This is a genomic window from Kitasatospora sp. NPDC048239 (assembly GCF_043202015.1).
GTDB lineage: Bacteria > Actinomycetota > Actinomycetes > Streptomycetales > Streptomycetaceae > Kitasatospora.
Genome location: NZ_JBICZP010000008.1, coordinates 67,310 through 84,566, shown reverse-complemented (window position 1 = coordinate 84,566; position 17,257 = coordinate 67,310). Strand labels below are relative to the sequence as shown.

The following is a 17,257-nucleotide window of genomic DNA, read 5'->3' as shown; positions in this document are numbered from 1 at the left end:
CGCTCACCCGCTTATTAGACGGACAGTACAATAAGGGCCGGTCCGCGAGAAGCCCTCGTGCGGCGACGGGGGCGTGAACGGCACAGTGCGCGCGCCGGTCGGCGGCCGGCGAGCGCCCGACGCGGGGTGGCGAGGCGGCCCGTCGCTGCCCGTGACTGGCGGCCGCGCCCACCGGAGAGATGATGGAGAGGTCCCGGGCCGCGCCGCAGGGAACGTGCGTGAGGGCGCTCGCGGCGGGCCGGCGGAGAGGAGCACGACTCATCCGAGGTGCGCACATGGACAGCCGACGCTTCCCGTTCGCCGACAGCGCGGCCGGGGCCCTGCTCGATGCGGACGGCCGGATCATCCGCTGGACGCCGGAGGCCGGGAGGCTGCTGTCGCTGCGCGCCGACCAGGTCTGCGGCCACCCGGCGAGCGAGCTGCTCGCGGACCCGGGCGCCTGGACGGGCCTGCTGGCGGACCGGACGGCGGGCGGCTGGTCCGGCCGGGCGGTGCTGCGGTCCGGCCGGGGCGAGGAGCTGGGGATCGTCTTCCAGGTCCTCCCGCTCGCGGACGCCGGCGCCGCCGGGAAGCCGACCGGCGAGGCCCGGTACTTCGTCCTCGCGGCCCCCGACGGGCTGGTCGCCCAGTGGCGCCAGGACCAGGCGTTCACCCGGGAGCTGTTCCTCCAGGACCGGGTGGGCCTCGCCGTCTTCGACGACCGGCTGCGGCTGATCCGGACGAACACCCATCTGCTCCCGTACACCGGCCTCCCGCCGGACCTGCGCGGCCGCCGGCTGGGGGACTTCCTCGCGGCCGAGGACGCCGCGGCGGTCGAGCGCCAGCTGCAGGAGGTGCTGCGGACGGGCCGACCGCTCGTCCGGGCGGGCGATCTGGTCCGGACGCTCCAGGACCCGGGCGGCGGGGTGGTGATGGCGATCTCCGCGTTCCGGCTGCAGGCCCCCGACGGGCAGGTCATCGGCGTCACCGCGCTGTTCAACGACGTCACCGAGCTGCACCGCTCCGCTGAGCGGCTGGCCGTGCTGCACCGCGCCACCGCGGCCGTCGGCGGGTCGCTCTCCGTCACCGGCACGGCCGAGGAGCTCGCCGCCGTCCTGGCGCCCGGACTGGCGGACCAGGCGGTGGTGGAGATCGCCGAGCCGGTGTTCACCGGCGAGGAGCCCGCCCCCGGGCAGGACGGCCGCCTGCTGCTGCGCCGCACCGCCGTCGCGGGGTCGGTGCCGGACGGACCGGACGAAGCCCACCCGGACGGGACCCACCCGAACGCGGCCCAGCCCGGGACGGCGGCCCAGCCCGGGACGGCGGCCCAGCCCGGGTCGCCGGCGCGGGCCGTCCTGGTGGACGCCGACGACCCGCCCGCCACCGACTCCCCCGCCGCGATGACCGCCCCGCTACGGGCCCGCGGCAGCCTCCTCGGCCGGGTGACCGTCCGGCGCGCCCCCGGCCGGCCCGACTACGAACCCGCCGACCTGGACCTGCTGCACGAGATCGCCGCCCGCGCGGCCCTGGCCGTGGACAACGCCCGCCGCTACACCCGTGAGCACCGCGCCGCCGTCAGCCTGCAGCGCAGCCTGCTGCCGCCCGCGCAGACCGAGACCGCCGCCGTGGCCACCGCCAGCGTCTACCTGCCCACCGACAGCGCCAGCGGCATCGGCGGCGACTGGTTCGACGTGATCCCGCTGTCCTCGGCCCGCGTCGCCCTGGTCGCCGGGGACGTGGTCGGCCACGGCCTGGAGGCCAGCGCCACCATGGGCCGGCTGCGCACCGCCGTCCGCACCCTCGCCGACCTCGACCTGGAGCCGGACGAGCTGCTGGTGCACCTGGACGACCTGGTCTCCCAGCTGCTCGCCGAGGACGGGAACAGCGACGGCCCGGACGAGGACGGGTGGCCCGCCCGCCACCGCTCCGACCCGTTCGGCGCCACCTGCGTGTACGCCGTCTACGACCCGGTCTCCCGGCGCTGCACGATGGCCTCCGCAGGGCATCCGCCGCCCGCCGTCGCAGCCCCCGACGGCAGCGTCGAGTACGTCGCCGTCCGCCCGGGCCCGCCGCTGGGCGTCAACGGCCTGCCGTTCGAGGCGACCGAGATCGAGCTCGCCCCCGGCAGCATCCTGGCGCTCTACACCGACGGGCTGATCCAGGGCAGCGGCGGCGACCTCGACGAGGGCATGGCCGAGCTGCGCCGCCGGATGTCCCGCCCCGGCGCCACCGCCGCACCGCTGCCGGAGCTCGGCCGGGAGCTCGTCGCCGGACTCCCCGCGCACCGGCTCGCCGACGACGTCACGCTGCTGCTCGCCCGCACCCGCGCGGTGCCGGCCGGGTCCACCGCCACCTGGTCGCTGGAGGCCGACCCGGCCGCCGTCGCCCGGGTCCGGGGAACGGCGGCCGCGCGGCTGCGCGCCTGGGGGCTGGAGGAGCTGGTCTTCACCACCGAACTGGTGCTGAGCGAACTCGTCACCAACGCCATCCGGTACGCCGGCGGCCCGGTCGAGGTGCGGCTGATCCTCGCCGAGCGGCTGACCTGCGAGGTCTCCGACCCCAGTGCGACCCAGCCCCGGATGCGCCGGGCCCGGCTCACCGACGAGGGCGGCCGCGGCCTGTACCTGGTCGCGCAGCTGAGCAGCCGCTGGGGCAGCCGCTACACCCGGCATGGCAAGACCATCTGGGCCGAGCAGGAGCTGCCGTAGCGGCCCACCAGGCTGCCCCGGCCCCAGCCGACCCCGATGGCCCTAGGCTCGGTAGGCCGCGGTGAACACCGCGGGCATCCGCGCCCAGGACGGCTTCATCGCGAACCGGGTGATCCGCCGGCCCGTCAGCGCCGCGCTGCGCGCCGTGACGAACCACGGCGGCTTCGGGAACAGCGCGAACTCGCCTCCCGCGAGCGACCTCGGGCAGGGCCGGAACGGCCCCCGCACGATGGTCCGCTCCGGTCCGTCGATCAGCAGGGCGTTGTGCACCACGCCGATCCCGCTCTGCGCGTCGTCCACGGTGTGGCCGGGGAAGGCGCCCCACGGAGCCGTCGCGGTCAGGAACCCGAGCGCCGTCCAGGCGTTGACGGCGATCGTGCCGTAGCGCAGGGCGGCCAGCGCGTCGTCGAAGGCCCGGCCGAGGCCCTTGAGGGTCGCGGGGTCGACGAGGATGTTCGCCCCGAGGGTGCCGACGAGGTCCCGGTTGGCGGTCTCGACGGCCCGGTCGAGGAAGTCGGAGCCCGTACCGGGCAGGCTCAGCACGCCGAGCACCGGCGCGAAGTACTCCGTCGTCTCCAGCGTCGCCGCGTCGGTGCCGTCGCCCAGGTCGACCAGCAGCCGCGAGCCCTCGGCACCCTGCCACTCGGCGCCCGGGTGGGACGCCGCCGCGTCCGCCAGCCGCTGGGCGCTGCCCGGGTACCAGGCCGGGCGCGCCGGAGCGCGGCGCAGCGCCGTCCGCAACCGGTCGAGGAAGGCCTCGCGCTGCGGCCAGTCGCTGCTGACCACGACCAGCTGCGAGGCGATGCAGTTGTGGCCGCTGTTGTGCAGCCGCTGGGTGACGATGTGCTCGGCCTGGTAGCGGAGGTCGGCCTCGCTCCAGACGCCGGGGACGACGATCACCGGGGAGACGCCGCCGAGTTCGCTGGTCATCGGCTTGTCGAGGAGCGGGGTGCCGGCCGCCTTGCGGGCCCGGCCCTCCTCGCCCGGGCCGAAGGCCACCACGTCGTGGGTGGCGAGGCTGCCGGTGATGTGCACGTGCGCGACGCCCGGGTGGTGGGCGAGGTAGCCGCCGACCTCGCCGCCGCCCGCGACGATCCGCAGCACGCCGTGCTCGATCAGCGGTGCGAGCGCCCGCCGGTAGACCGGCTCCAGCGCGCCCAGGGTGGGGTTGAGCTTCAGCACGACGACCCGGTTGTGGGCGATCAGCTCGTACAGGACGTCGAGCGGTGCGATGGCGGTGATGTTGCCGGCGCCCAGCACCAGGCCGACGCCCGCGGTCCGCTCGGGGTGCAGCGCGCCGAGTCCGGCCTGGCGGCGCACGGTGGCCGCGTCCAGCTGCGGCGGCATCCACACCTCGGCGCTGAACCCGTTGAGGAGCAGCCGGTCGTGGGCGGTGAGCGGCAGGACGGGGATGCTCACCCGGCCGCCGGGCGCCTGCCCGAGGCGCGCGCCGTCGAGCGGGCTCCGGCCCGCGTCGACCGCCCGCAGCGTCCGGGCCAGCGCGTCCAGCGAGGTCAGCAGCGCGTAGGGCCCGGACATCCACTCCTCGCCGGTGTACGGGGAGTCGGCCGGCAGCTGCTTGATCCGGCTCGCCGTCCGCACCCAGGCCTCGGCCTCGGCGGCGACGGCGGCGTGGACGCGGTCGAGCAGGCCGGCCCGCTCGGCCAACGGGGTTGCCGCCCAGCGGCGTTCGCCGTCGGCGAGCTCGGCGAGGAGCGCGTCGAGCCCGGCCCGGTCGGCGCCTTCGGGGCTGTCGGCCACCGGAGCCCCGGATGCCGGGTCCCCACCTACGGGATTGCTGCCTGCGGGAACTGCAACGGTCATGGCGACCCCCTCGATCACGACCGCACAGGCGGGCGTCGTCCTACGGGAATTGGGTGTGAGCACAAGGCTCTCCGAACCACGCCACCATGCCGCAGATCCGGGCCCGCGGCTAGGCCCTCTCCGGGGCCCCGTCCGGGGTCCTGTCCGGGGTCCTGTCCGATCGAGCTCCCGATAGATCAACCATCGACATACTCTCATCATTGACCTATGCTCACGCCCATGGCTAACCGTCAACTACAGGAGCCGACCCGGCTCGTGCTCACCGCGCTGGCCGACGCCCCCCGGCACGGCTACGCGATCGTCCAGGAGGTGCTGGCCATCTCCGGCGGCCGGACCAAGCTCCTCACCGGCACCCTCTACACCGCCCTGGACCGCCTCCTCCAGCAGGGGCTGATCCGGATCGACCACGAGGAGGTGGTCGGCGGCCGGATGCGCCGCACCTTCGCCCTCACCGAGGACGGCCGGGAGGTGCTGGGCGAGGAGACGGAGCGCCTGCGCGCCGGGGTGGCCGAGGCCGAGCGCAGGCTCGCGCTCGGACGCGGCCCGGGCCTCGGCACGCCCCGGCTGATCGGGGGCACGGCATGAGCGCGTCCTCGCAGGGCGCGGGCCTGTCCGGTCGGCTCCCGCTGATCGGCCTCTACCCCGCCGCCTACCGGGCCTCGCACGGCGAGGAGATCGCCGCCGTCTTCGCCGAGTCCGTCGAGGGCACCGACCGCACCACCGTGATGCGCGAGTGGGCGGCCCTCGCCGCGCACGCCATCCGGCTGCGCACCCGGCTCAGCTCGCGCGACCCCGCCGGCCGGATCCTCGCCGGCGCCGCGCCGTTCCTGCTGGCCGGCGGGGCGGGCCTGGCCGCCGTCCAGCTGCTGATGGGCTTCTTCGTCACGGCGGCCCGCTTCGACCCGGGCGGCTCGAACCCCACCGCCGTGACCGCGGTGGGCGCGGTGCAGACCGTCCCCTGGATCCTCGCGCTGCTCTGCGCCGCCCTCGGGCGCTGGGGCCTCGCCCGCCTCCTGGTGCTGGCCGGCACCCTCGCCCGGACCGGCGCCGTCGTCGGCTTCCTCGTCCACCCGGCAGCGGCGTTCGCCCAGTACTTCTTCCTCTTCCCGTTCTGGCTGCTGCTCGCGGTGCCGATGCTGATCGCCCCGCCGGACGGCGTCGACCGCTCCGCCCGCAGCCGCGCCGAGACGGCGATCGCCGCGATCGCCATCGCCCTGCCGATGAGCGCCCTCGTCCTGCTCTGGCCGTGGCCCGGCGCGGACGACTACTCCGAGCCGGTCTTCTCGACCGACGTCCAGCGGCTCCTCGACATCTCCTCGGCCTGGCCCGCGCTGGTCATGGCCACCGCCTTCCTCGTCCACCTCGCCGCCCGCCACCCGGACCGGCTGCGCTCCGCCGGGGTGGCCCTGGCCGTCGTCCCCTGGACGGTCATGCTCGCCCCGCCGTACTACTGGCGGCCGCCGCGCGACCTCGCCGAACTCGGCCGCAACGCCGCCGCCGTGGCCGGCCTGCTGGTGATCGCCGCCGGTCTCGCCGCGCTCCGCCGCGCCCTGGCCTCCTCCGCGGAGCCGACCGAACCGGTCGAGCGGTACTGACCGCAGGGCCGGAGGTACCGGCGCCGGTCTCCGAGGCCCGTCCTCGGAGACCGGCGCCGGTGCGTCCGGCGGGCCCGGGCGGCGGGTCAGACGTGCGTCGACGACCCGCAGGCCGCCCCGGGGAGCTGCAGGAACCCGTGGCTGCGGATCTGCGGTCCACCGATGCGGCAGATCCACCCGTCCCGGCCGAACACCGCGCGCAGGGCGACGGCATGGGCGTCCGTGCCGGTCCACTCCGCCTCACGGACGGTGTTGTAGAGGATCCGCCCGTACGGCGAGGCCGCGTACGCGGGGTTGATCTGCAGGCCGGCGGTCACCGGCGCCAGCCCGTTGAGGTTGCGCACGGTCAGGGCGCCCGGCTCGTCACCCGGCCGGGTGTGGCCGCCGTAGACCTGGCCGACGTAGCGGCCCACCGAGTAGGGGACGATCGCGTTGGGGTCGTGCAGGACGGCGTCGGTGCCCTGGTTCTCGCGCTCGACGGTGCTGACGCACGAGTGGTCGGTCCAGCCGTCGCCCCAGACCGTGGGGTAGTAGTCGATGGCCTGGAGGAGGAAGCCCGACGAGTCCGCCGGCGCCCCCTCCACCAGGCCCGGCCGCACCGGCGCCGACATGCCACCGGCGCCGACATGCCAGTGGCGCCGCTGGTCGGCGGCGCCACTGGGGTCAGGACGGTGTTCGGTTGTTCAGCTCCGGGTCAGCTGTGGCGTCCGGGTCGGCGGTAGGCCACCGCGCACAGCCCCACACCGCCCAGGACGGCGAGCGCTCCGAGGGCCGCGATCAGCGCGTCCGGGGAGGAGCTGCCGGTGTTGGGCAGTGCCCCGCCGCTCGCCGAGGAACTCCCGCCGTGGGTCGGGCGGTGGGTCGGCCGATGGGTCGGGCTGTGCGTCGCGCTGTGTGACGGGCTGTGGGTCGGCGTCGTGCTCTCGGAGTGGGTCGGCGACGGCGTGACGGTCGGCGAGACGCTCGGCGACGGCGACGCGGTGGGTGAGGGTGAGGCGGTCGGCGACGGCGAGGTCGTCGGCGACGGGGACGAGGTCGGGGACGGCGAGGTCGTCGGCGACGGCGAGGCGGTCGGGGACGGGGAGGTGTTCTGCACGATCACGCCCATGTCGAGGTCGAGGTAGCGCTGCCCCCCGCTCAGGGTGACGGTCTGGGTGAGGCCGGTGGCCTGGTCCGCGTCCGAGTCCTTGGTCGGGTCGGTGCCGGCGCCCTTCCTGGTGACGGTGGCGTCCTTGGGCAGGGTCGACAGGTCGAACCGGACCGCGTAGGCGCCGTCGGGCAGGTTGTCGAACAGGTAGTAGCCGTTCTGGTCGGTCACCGTGGTGACCGGGGTGCCGTTCTTGTCGCGGACGGGCTGGCCGTCGCCGTCGAGCAGGTTCACCGTGACGCCGGGGATGCCGGTGTCACCGGGCTTCTGGATGCCCGAGCCGTCCTTGTCCAGCCAGACGTAGTCGCCGAGCGCGTTGTTGGACGGCGCGACCTGCTTGACCGCGACACCGACCTTGGCCGGCTCGGCGGGCAGCAGCTGGCGGCCGCTGTCGTCGGTGGCCGTGAAGGCGAAGCTGTTCCAGGCGTACTCCCCGTCGGGGGCGTCCACCGAGGCGACCATCGGCCAGGTCAGCGTGAAGGCCTCGCCGGCGCCCAGGCTGCCGGGGCGGCGGACCCGGAACCAGGTGGCCGTGCCCGGACCGGGGAAGGTACTGCTCCAGACGGCGCCGGTGTTGCAGCCCGTCCGGCTGACCAGGACGGCGTCGACGCACGGGTTGGGGTCGGTGGTGTACTCGATCACCACGGTCGGGTCGCTGCTGGTGATCGGCTGGCTCAGCGACGGCGTCCAGGTGCTGCCGCGCGGCGCGTCCTCGGTGAGGACGTAGTTGTCGCCCGGGGTGGGGAGCCGGTCGTACGCGAGGAAGTCGGTGACCGGGTCCGGCGAGTCGTTGCGGACCGTCATCCGGTAGGAGATCCGGCCGCCGGGGGTGGCGGTGCCGATGCTGACGTAGTCGGCGTCCAGGTCCCCCTTGACCTCCTTGTACGAGCGCAGCACCGACGGCACGTCGACCTGGATCTTGGAGGAGGCGTGGCACAGCAGCTCGGTGGTGTCGCCGTTGCCGTTGAGGTCGAGCACGTCCGGGGTGCTGCCGCTGTCGGAGCCGGAGAACATGCAGGCGACCGGGTTGGTGGGCTTGTCGACGGTGACGTACACGTCGTTGGTGAGCTCACCGGAGCGGATGCTGCTGGCGACCTGGACGTCGAAGAGCATCCGGTAGGCCAGCTGGTCGTGAAGGTACGTCATGTCGGGCGCGCCGGCCGGCCATTCCATCCTGAGCACCTGGCGGCCGTCCGGGCCGGGGGTGACGGTGACGGAGGTGGGGGCCTTGGCGTCCGGGTAGTTCGGGTCCGGGCGGGCGGAGCCCTCGATGTAGACCACGCCGGCGGGCAGCACGTCGAACAGGACGAGCGGGCGGTCCAGGTCGTGCGCGCTGCGGTTGTACGGGATGACCTGGAAGGTGGCCCTGCCGCCGGGGGCGGACAGCTCGCCGGCGACGGTGGTCTTGGCCGCGCCCAGGTTGGTCGCCGCCTTGACGGTGGTGCTGGCGCAGGCGTTGGCGGAGGCGTTGTTGGTGCCGTCGCTCGCGGTGGTGTCCACGCAGTTGGTCAGCGGGTCCGGGGCCGGGCGGCCGTCGTGGCCGGGGGTGGCGACCTGGGTGACCAGCTGGACGGCGTTGCCCGGGCTCCAGCCGGTGGGGATGGGGCCGTTCCAGGTGAACTTCAGCCCGTCCAGCCAGCGCCCAGCGGGGATGCCCAGCACGTCGTTGGCCGGGTCGCCGGCGCCCTGGGCGAAGGTGATCCGGCGGTTGCCGGAGCCGTTGAACGAGCTGCCCGGGGTGAAGGTCTGCCAGGTGGGGTCGCCGTTGAGCCGGTACTGCAGGGTCAGCACGATGCTGGTCGGGTTCCACGGCTCCAGCTGGATCGACTGCGGGAAGATCCAGTTGTACACGCCGTCGGTGCTGCCGCCGCCGGGGTCGGTGATGCTCAGGCTGGTGGCCGGCCCGGAGGTGTTGGTGGCCGACAGGCTGAACGAGTTGAGGTCACCCGAGGTGACGCTGTCGCGCCAGACCTTGCTGGCGGTCACCACCACGCCGGTGGCCGGCGGCTGGAACTGGCCGGTGGTGGTGCTCGCCGTGTCGAGCTGCCGCTCGGCGTCCGGGCCGATCGGGTCGCCGTGCAGGTCCACGGTGTTGTCGGAGGTCGTCCCGTTCGGGAAGTCCGCCTCCGGGTAGTAGACGACCAGCGCGCCGGGCTGGCGGCAGCCGCCGCGGCCGTTGCCGGAGCGGAACTCCCCGATGTCGAAGCCCCAGGTGTTGGGGCCGGGCGGGACTTGGGACCAGCCGGGCGAGCGGCCGGTGTCCACCACCGCGCCCGGCGGCAGGGTGTCCAGCAGGCGGCTGGTGTCCAGGTCGACGTTGGGCACGTTGTCGGTCGCGCAGGCGCTGAACTGGTAGGTGACGGTACGTCCGTCGCTGCTGGACGTCTGGATGCCCTTGGTCACCGTGTACTGCGGCTCCACCTGGGCCTTGGTGTCGGCGGTCGCCGTCTGTGACGTCTCCCCGGTGGCGCTCATGGTCGCCGAGTTGGTGGAGACCGCACCGTTGGGGGTGGTGAAGTTCGGGTACTTCATCGTCACCGTGATGGTGGCGGTGGTGCCCGGGCTGAGGCTCTTGAGCCTGATGTCCATGGTGCCGCCCATCGCTCCCGAGGCGGGCACGGTGGAGGCGGCCTGGTCCACCGAGGAGGGGTCGGGCGTCCAGCCGACGAACTGCATGTTGGCCGGCAGGGTGTCGAGGATCTGCCCGTTGGTGCACTCGGTGATGGAGCAGGTGTAGCGGAGGGTGTAGGTGACGTTCTCCCCCGGGGAGACGGTCGCTTTGTCGACGGATTTGGTAAAGGAGATCGCGGCCTGGGCTGGTGGTGCCAGCACGCTGCTGCTGAGCAGCGAGCCGGCCACCAGGGCCAGAACCGAGGCGATCCGCCCGGTCCGGAAGTGAATACGCATGATCAGAAGTTCATCCGACCGTTTGACCGGAGCCTCTGCGGCACAAGTCAAGGTGACGGCATTTCACCCATTCGGCCGAATTGCGCGGGGGGGGCGGCTGCCAGGTAGGGCGCTCCCACGTGAGGGGTGCCTGCCGCGGCGTCAACACTGTCGGCCGGTGCGGGGGGCACCGGCCGACAGGTACTGCGGACCCGTTCATCACACGACGCCGGATGGTCCGGGCCCGTCCGGCACGACGCGTCGCTCCGGAGCTTCACCAGATCGGCCGAGCGCCGCGCAGGCGGAACGGACCGGACCGGAGTGACCAGGCCTGACAGCAGGTCAGTGGCTGCCGCCCGGGCGGTAGGCGGTGAGCTCGCCGTAGGCCGACAGCGCGCCGGCCAGGTCGCCGGGCTGCTGCCGCAGCGTGCTGTCCAGGAAGGCGAGCGTGGTCGCGGCGACGACGCGCGGGCTCCTGGCCCGGCCCAGCGAGCCGACCATCGAGGGCACCGGCGGCAGGTACAGGGGGGCGTCCATGAAGGTGAGGTGGGCGGCGCCCGGGATGGTGAGCCGGTAGTTCGTCTCGGTGCCGCGCGTGAGGACCTCGGTGAGGCGGGGTAGGTAGCGCGGGTCGGTCGCCGGGGTGATGGCCTGGGTGAGCGCGAGTGCCGGCTGGTGGACGGGGAGCGGCTCGGGGTCGCGGGGGTAGCCGTCCAGGTCGACGACGGCGGCGAACCGGGCGTCCTGACGGGCCGCCCGCAGCGCGGCGGCGCCGCCCAGGGAGTGACCGGTCACCGCGGCCCGGCCGGTGTCCAGGCGTCCGGTCAGCGAGCCGTCGATCTCACCCCGGTCCAGCCGGCCCAGCTGGGTGAGGACGAAGGAGAGGTCCGCGGCCCGGATTCCCGCCGTCTCGGCGGCCCGCCGGTCGTCCTCGGCGTCGTCGCCGGTGGAGGCGATCTTGGTGTCGACCGTCCGGCCGTCGGCGAGGACGACGGCCGCGGAGTCGTACGGGTGGTCCAGGGCGGCGACCACATAGCCGTTGCTGGCCAGCTCCTCCGCCCAGGCGGTGTTCTGGGTGCGCACGCCCCCGAGCCCGGGAGAGAACAGCACGACCGGGAAGCGCCCGCCGTCGGGGGCCGCCGGGGCGTCGGGCACCGCGTGGGTACGGGCCTGCGGAGCGCCGTCGACCAGGAAGCCGGGGAGGCCGGCGTAGCGCGCGAGGGCGTCGGAGACGGTGCGCGCCTCCTGCTCCGTGCGGCCGAGGTACCGGGCCCGCCGGGTGCCTTCGGGGCTCTGCTGCGCGGGGTACCAGAGCTGGACCACGACCGTGCGCCGGTCCTCGGGTGCGGGAGTGGCGGTCTCGGGGCGGTCCGGGTCGGTCCACTGCACCACCCGGGTGCCGACCGCGAACGGGCCGGTCGGCTCGGGGAACACGGGCACCGGAAAGGCCCAGGCGGCCGCCGGGCCGGTGGCGACCAGGACGGCGCAGGCCACCGATCCCGGCAGCGCCACCCACCAGCGGGCCCGCCTCGGCGGCCGGCCGGTACGCCGTCGCACCAGCGGGGTGACGGCGAACGGCAGCGCGAGGGCGGCCCCGGCCAGGACCGGCAGCAGCTGCCAGCGGATCCCCACCACGCCCAGCACGAGCGCGGACAGCACGAAACCCGATCCTGCCGCGATCGTGACGGGCGGGCGGGCGGCGGCGGGAAGCCAGCGGGCCACCACCAGCGCGACGGCGCCCAGCAGGGCGAGGATTTCCAGGGGGGACATCTGCGGTCCCGCGATGATCTCGGTCACCCGGCCATCGTCGGCGCGGGGTGCGTGCTGCCACATCGCTCCCGGGTCGCCGCCGTATACGCCCGGCGGCGCAGGCCGGGCGGGCGCGACGTGCCACCGCAGTCGCAGTCGAAGGCGCCGGGCGGGCGGCCGCTCTGCTACCACGGGCGGTAGCGGGCCTCCTCCTGCGGTCGTACCCCGGCGCGGTGCCATCCGACGGTGGGCTCATGTGCTCCGCCGGAGTCCGGCCTACCGTGACAGGGCCGCGGTACGCGCGGGTCCCTGCGCCCCCGCACTCGACCCGGCTCCAGCCGTCCGCGGTGGCGGCCCCGACCGGGGCCGCCATGACGCCCGATCGACAGGACACGTGATGACCGAGGCGGCCGCGGAGGCCGGCGGTGCCCGCCCGGTGCACCACCCGGACGGGGCACAGCGGGCGTGGACGGCCGCAGGGCTGCGGCTGTCGATGGGCGCCGCCCGGCGCTGGGGCTCCCGGCTGCCGCCCGCGGTGTGGGACTCGCTGCTGCCGGCGCTGCTCCTGGTCAACATCGTCACCACGAGCGCGCCGCAGGGCCTGCCGGTGGCCGTCGCCCTGACGGCCGCCCTCGCGCTGCCCCTGGTGTGGCGGCGCCGGGCGCCGCTCACCGTGTTCGCCATCGTGGTGGCCGCGGCCTTCGTCCAGTGGCTGATGGACGTCCAACTCCCGGCGGACATCGCCCTGCTGGTGGCGCTCTACACGGTGGCCGCGAACTCGGGGCGGCGCGGCACGCTCGCCGCCGCCGTCACCGTGGAGGCGGGAGCCCTGCTGGCCTGTCTGCGCTGGGCGGCCGAGGGCGCGTTCCTGACGCTCTTCGTCGCGGCCACCGCGATGGCCGTGGCCGCCGCCGTCCTCGGTGTGAACGTGCGGACCACCCGCGCCTACCTCGCGGCCGTGGAGGAACGGGCCGCCCGCCTGGAGCAGCAGCAGGAGCAGCAGGCACGGCTGGCCGTCGCCGAGGAGCGGGCCCGGATCACCCGCGAGATGCACGACATCGTCACCCACAACCTGTCCGTGATGGTCGCGCTCACCGACGCCGCCGTCTACGCACAGCAGCGCTCGCCCGACAGGGCGACCGCCGCGATGCTCCAGATCTCCGAGACCGGCCGGCAGGCCCTGACCGACATGCGGCGCTCCCTGGGCGTCCTGCGCACCGACGAGCCGGACGCGGAGCGCCACCCGCTGCCCGGAATCGCCCAACTGCAGGCCCTCGCCGACCAGATGTGCGCCGCCGGGCTGCCGACCCGCCTCGACGTCCAGGGCGGCCACGACCGCATCCCCGCCACCGCCCAACTGACCGTCTACCGCCTGGTCCAGGAGGCCCTGACCAACGCCCTCAAGCACACGCCGCCCGGTACCGACGCCCTGGTCCGGGTGGAGTGCTCGGCCGGGACGGTCACGGTGGACGTCACCGACAGCGGCCCGCGCCCGCCGCTGCCCGGCGCCACGCAGTCCGGCCACGGCATCCCCGGCATGCGCGAGCGCGCGGCCGCCTACGGGGGGAGGCTGCACGCCGGGCCGCTCCCGGGCGGCGGCTGGGGAGTCCGCACCCGCCTCGACCTCGACAGCGTCGCGGAGGCGTCCGCATGACGATCCGCATCCTGATCGCCGACGACGAGGCCCTGCTCCGGATGGCCTTCAGCACCGTCCTGGAGGCCCAGCCCGACATGGCACCGGTCGGCGAGGCCGCGGACGGCGCCGAGGCCGTCCGCCTCGCCGGGGAGCTGCGCCCCGACGTCGTCCTGATGGACGTCCGGATGCCCGGGACGGACGGGATCGAGGCGACCAGGCGGGTCATCCGGACCTCCCCGCAGAGCAGGGTGCTGATCCTCACCACCTTCGACCTCGACGAGTACGCCTTCGCCGGACTCACCGCCGGGGCCTCGGGCTTCCTGCTGAAGAACACCAGGCCCGAGGAGCTGCTCACGGCGATCCGCAGCGTGGCCGCGGGCAACGCGGTGGTCTCCCCGCGGATCACCCGCCTCCTGCTGGAGAGGTTCCGGCCGCACATCCCCGGCGGCCGCAACGCCGGCCACGACGAGCGGCTGCGCCGGCTCACCCCCCGCGAACGCGAGGTGCTCGTCCAGGTGGGCCACGGCCTGTCCAACACCGAGATCGCGGCCGCCCTCTACCTCGCGGAGGCGACCGTGAAGTCCCACCTGGGGCGGATCCTGCAGAAGCTCGAACTCCGCGACCGGATCCAGGCCGTGGTCTTCGCCTACGAGAGCCGGCTCATCCACCCGGCGTGACGCCGCCGGGCACGCGGTGAGCGGTCCGGGCCTGGCCTCGGACCCGGACCGCTCACCGCGTGCTGTTCCCCGCGGGACCGTCAGGCCGACGGGCTCGGCGGGCTCGGCGGGAGGAAGTTGATGCGTTCACGGGTGACGGGGAAGCCCGCCTTGGCGAAGTTGGCGGCCATGGGGGTGTTGGACCGGTCCGTCGCCCCGTTGACGGACTCCGCGCCCTGCTCGACGAGGAAGTGGGTGCACTCCGCGAGGAGGTCGTAGGCGTAGCCACGGCCGCGGTGTTCCGGGAGGACGCCGATGAAGCCGATCACCGGGCCGGAGGGGTTGTGCGCCGGGATGTGGATGCCGGCCAGGTCGCCCTCCGGCGTGTGCGCGAGCTGCCACCACTCCCGCGGGGAGGGGCACCAGTGGAAGAAGTCGATCTCCTCCTGGGCCGCCTGGTCGAGGCCGCCCTCCTCGACGGCCCTGAGCGCGTGGGCGTCCAGGGTGGCGGAGTGGATTCGGCGCAGCGCGTCGAAGAAGACCGCGTCGTCGGGTTCGGCGCTGAAGCGCAGGCGTCCGGGCCGCTCGGGCAGGCCCTGCTCCGCCGTCCAGTGGTACAGGAGGCGTTCCACCAGGGGTTCGTACCCCGCGGCTCGTGCGGCGGCGAAGCGGGCCTCCGCGGCGGCGCGCAGGTGGCCCTCCTCCCGCCAGCCGCCGGGCAGGTTGATCTCCAGCTCGACGTTCCAGGGGGCGGAGCGCAGGAGTTCGGCCCCGGCCTCCTCCTCCCCCTCGGCCACGTCGAACCAGTTGATGTTGACGGGCTCCGCGTCGTCGGGGCCGCCCCACCACGCGCCGCGGGCGACGACCTCGCCGTCACGCAGGGCGACGCGCTTCCAGTCGGGGCGGAACCGGGTACGCCGGTGGCCCTCACGGGCGCCAAGGGGGTCGGGGAGTGCGTCGAAGAGCTGGGCGTCGCTCGCGGAGAGCGCGCGGATGACCGGACCGGTCATGGATTCCTCCGGGATAAAGGCTGCTTGGAGCGCTCCCGGTCAGAACTGGCGAACCACGCCGGGACGGCAGAGGAGGGAGCGCTGGGTTGCTGTGAACTGCACGGCACTCGCCTCCTTCCATCCGTCTCAGGGCGTGGGCCACACGGTACGTGATCTTCCGCGGGCCCGTCCACGGGTTTTCGCGGGTGGGCTCGAACTACGCGGCGGTCTCCCAGGCGAAGCCGTCCGGGTCGGTGAAGGTGTCGGCGGTGCCGCCGAGGACGATGCGGTGCGAGCCGGTGCCGTCCACGGGGACGCCGAGGTCCTTGGCCAGGGCGCGGCGCTTGTACAGGGCCAGCTTGACCGGGCCGGCCTCGCCGGGTGCGAACTCGGCGTACTTGCCGCCGAAGCTCTTCGCCACGGTCAGGCCGCGGTCGACGTAGAACTGCCTGGTGGCCTTGACGTCCTCGACGCCGATCAGCAGGACCAGATCGTCGATCTCGCGGGTGTCGGGACCGGTGTCCTTCTTCGCGGAGGTCGCGATCTTCCAGATCGTCCCGTCCGGGGCCTGGACGACGCCGCTGTAGCCCCACAGCGACTTCGCGGCGGGCTTCAGCACCGTGGCTCCGGCGCCCACGGCGGCGTTGACGAAGCCGTCGACGGTGGCCGGGCCGGAGACGGTGAGAGCCAGGGTGAAGCCGCGGAATCCGGTGGAGTGCGCCTCGGACGCCCGCAGGCGGACGTGGGCGTCCACGCCGAAGGCGGTGTAGAAGCGGAGGGCGGCCTCGGGGTCGGCCACCTCGAGGGTGACGGAGGCGAGGGAGGTGCGGGCTGCGGTGGAAGCGGTGGTTGCCATGACCATCACGCTAGGGGCCGCGCCCCGGCCGGGGCTTCTCGATTCCTGACCGGTCGCGCCCCGAGGACGGTTCGCCCTCCCGCACGCATCCGGCCCCGCACGCACCGTCGGCGCCCGTGCCGCCCGAGCGGCCGTCAGGAAGCCGGGACCGGGTCTCGCCAGATGTCCATCGGAACGGCGCGGACCGCGCGTCCGTCCGCGTCGAGGATCCGGCCCATTCGTTTCACGCTGCGCAGCGACACGCGGCGCTCGGCCACCCGCAGGTCGGGGAACCTGCGGGCGAGAGCGGCTTCCAGCCGTTGAACGTCGGCGAGGGAGCGCTGCCAGACGGAGAGGATGAGGTTGTGCGTGCCGGTGGCGGACACGCACAGCCGGACCTCGGGGAGTCTGGCGAGTTGGGGGCCGACCTCGTCGAGCCGGTCCGGGGGGAGGTCGGCGTGGAAGGTCGTCAGGACCGGTCGGCCGGCGTCGCGGGCGGCGATCTCGCAGCGGAAGCGGATCGCGTCGGAGGCGGCCAGCCGGTCGAGGCGGCGGCGCAGCGTGGACGGGCTGAGGCCGGTGGCGGCGGCCAGCTCGGCCTGGTCGAGGCGGCCGTCGACGCCCAGCCGGATGAGCAGCTCCCGGTCCTCCTCACGGACTTCGGCTCGCGCTCCGGACGGTTGACCGTTGCCCGCCGGGTGATCGCCATGCAGTTCCTCGCGCTGGGCGGGGTCCAGGGAGTCCAGTCGCCAGCGGATCCCCTCGGCGTAGTAGGCGACCGTCAGGTGGACGCGGACGGCGTTGACCCCGGGGAGGCGGCCGAGCCGTTCGGTGGTGTACCGGGAGACCCACGCCAGGTCGGTGAAGGCCGCGGTGACGGCGAGGGAACAGCCTTGGGAGAGGTGTTCGATGCTCATCACGTGCGGGTCCTCGGCCAGTTCGTCGGCGATCTGCCGGAGCCGGTCGGGAGCGCAGTCGAGGTCGAGGTGGGCGACGCACCCGCGGTCCTCGGGGTGGGGCAGGCCGTAGGCGGTCACCCAGGCGATCCCGGCCTCCGAGAGCCGGCGCCAGCGGCGGGCGGCGGTGACCGGGCTGATTCCGAGGGTCTGGCCGAGCAGCGACCAGGGCGCCCGGGGGCGCAGCTGCATCGCGTTCACCAGGGCGAGGTCCAGCTCGTCGACCGTCACATCCGTGCCGGTCACCGTCGGATCCCGGTCGATTCGTTCATGGGAGGGCCTCTTCGTGGCGTGATC

General features: G+C 74.4%; 12 protein-coding genes. 5 read left to right on the top strand and 7 right to left on the bottom strand.

Annotated features, from left to right (window positions below; genetic code table 11):
* Nucleotides 1-275: 275 nt before the first annotated feature.
* A complete protein-coding gene (locus tag ACGFZP_RS22455) occupies nucleotides 276-2,687 on the top strand; it encodes a SpoIIE family protein phosphatase (protein WP_392935723.1) in 2,412 nt (803 codons plus the stop codon).
* Nucleotides 2,688-2,729: 42 nt separating this feature from the next.
* Here ACGFZP_RS22455 and ACGFZP_RS22450 read toward each other — a convergent pair whose 3' ends face one another.
* Nucleotides 2,730-4,448: an aldehyde dehydrogenase family protein gene (locus ACGFZP_RS22450; RefSeq protein ID WP_392935720.1), complete on the bottom strand. Its 1,719-nt coding sequence runs from the start codon at nucleotides 4,446-4,448 to the stop codon at nucleotides 2,730-2,732.
* A 282-nt stretch (nucleotides 4,449-4,730) separates the two neighbouring features.
* Here ACGFZP_RS22450 and ACGFZP_RS22445 point away from each other — a divergent pair, with 282 nt between their 5' ends.
* Nucleotides 4,731-5,096 (top strand): PadR family transcriptional regulator, encoded by a 366-nt coding sequence (locus tag ACGFZP_RS22445; protein WP_392935718.1) that lies wholly within the window; start codon nucleotides 4,731-4,733, stop codon nucleotides 5,094-5,096.
* Complete coding sequence (locus tag ACGFZP_RS22440; RefSeq protein WP_392935716.1) at nucleotides 5,093-6,106, top strand: hypothetical protein; 1,014 nt, start codon at nucleotides 5,093-5,095, stop codon at nucleotides 6,104-6,106. The genes ACGFZP_RS22445 and ACGFZP_RS22440 overlap by 4 nt, the downstream gene beginning before the upstream one ends.
* An 86-nt stretch (nucleotides 6,107-6,192) precedes the next feature.
* Here ACGFZP_RS22440 and ACGFZP_RS22435 read toward each other — a convergent pair whose 3' ends face one another.
* The 3 genes from ACGFZP_RS22435 to ACGFZP_RS22425 form a co-directional block, all read right to left on the bottom strand.
* The gene (locus ACGFZP_RS22435) at nucleotides 6,193-6,717 is read right to left on the bottom strand and encodes a hypothetical protein (protein ID WP_392935714.1); all 525 of its coding nucleotides are present in this window, start codon (nucleotides 6,715-6,717) and stop codon (nucleotides 6,193-6,195) included.
* Between the two features lie 83 nt (nucleotides 6,718-6,800).
* Complete coding sequence (locus tag ACGFZP_RS22430; RefSeq protein ID WP_392935711.1) at nucleotides 6,801-10,160, bottom strand: SdrD B-like domain-containing protein; 3,360 nt, start codon at nucleotides 10,158-10,160, stop codon at nucleotides 6,801-6,803.
* 321 nt (nucleotides 10,161-10,481) lie between these two features.
* Complete coding sequence (locus tag ACGFZP_RS22425) at nucleotides 10,482-11,972, bottom strand: alpha/beta hydrolase family protein (protein WP_392935710.1); 1,491 nt, start codon at nucleotides 11,970-11,972, stop codon at nucleotides 10,482-10,484.
* 409 nt (nucleotides 11,973-12,381) lie between these two features.
* On the opposite strand from ACGFZP_RS22425, the gene ACGFZP_RS22420 reads away from it, so the two are divergent.
* Entirely contained in the window at nucleotides 12,382-13,542 is a 1,161-nt protein-coding gene (locus tag ACGFZP_RS22420; RefSeq protein WP_392936317.1) for a sensor histidine kinase, read from the top strand.
* Complete coding sequence (locus ACGFZP_RS22415; protein WP_392935707.1) at nucleotides 13,539-14,201, top strand: response regulator; 663 nt, start codon at nucleotides 13,539-13,541, stop codon at nucleotides 14,199-14,201. Before ACGFZP_RS22420 ends, ACGFZP_RS22415 begins: the two co-directional genes overlap by 4 nt.
* 80 nt (nucleotides 14,202-14,281) lie before the next feature.
* On the opposite strand, the gene ACGFZP_RS22410 is transcribed toward ACGFZP_RS22415, so the two are convergent.
* The 3 genes from ACGFZP_RS22410 to ACGFZP_RS22400 form a co-directional block, all read right to left on the bottom strand.
* On the bottom strand, nucleotides 14,282-15,190 hold the full coding sequence (locus tag ACGFZP_RS22410; RefSeq protein WP_392935704.1) for a GNAT family N-acetyltransferase: 909 nt from the start codon (nucleotides 15,188-15,190) through the stop codon (nucleotides 14,282-14,284).
* A gap of 196 nt (nucleotides 15,191-15,386) precedes the next feature.
* Nucleotides 15,387-16,031 (bottom strand): glyoxalase, encoded by a 645-nt coding sequence (locus ACGFZP_RS22405; RefSeq protein ID WP_392935703.1) that lies wholly within the window; start codon nucleotides 16,029-16,031, stop codon nucleotides 15,387-15,389.
* Between the two features lie 128 nt (nucleotides 16,032-16,159).
* Nucleotides 16,160-17,206 (bottom strand): Lrp/AsnC family transcriptional regulator, encoded by a 1,047-nt coding sequence (locus ACGFZP_RS22400; protein WP_392935700.1) that lies wholly within the window; start codon nucleotides 17,204-17,206, stop codon nucleotides 16,160-16,162.
* Nucleotides 17,207-17,257: the final 51 nt, after the last annotated feature.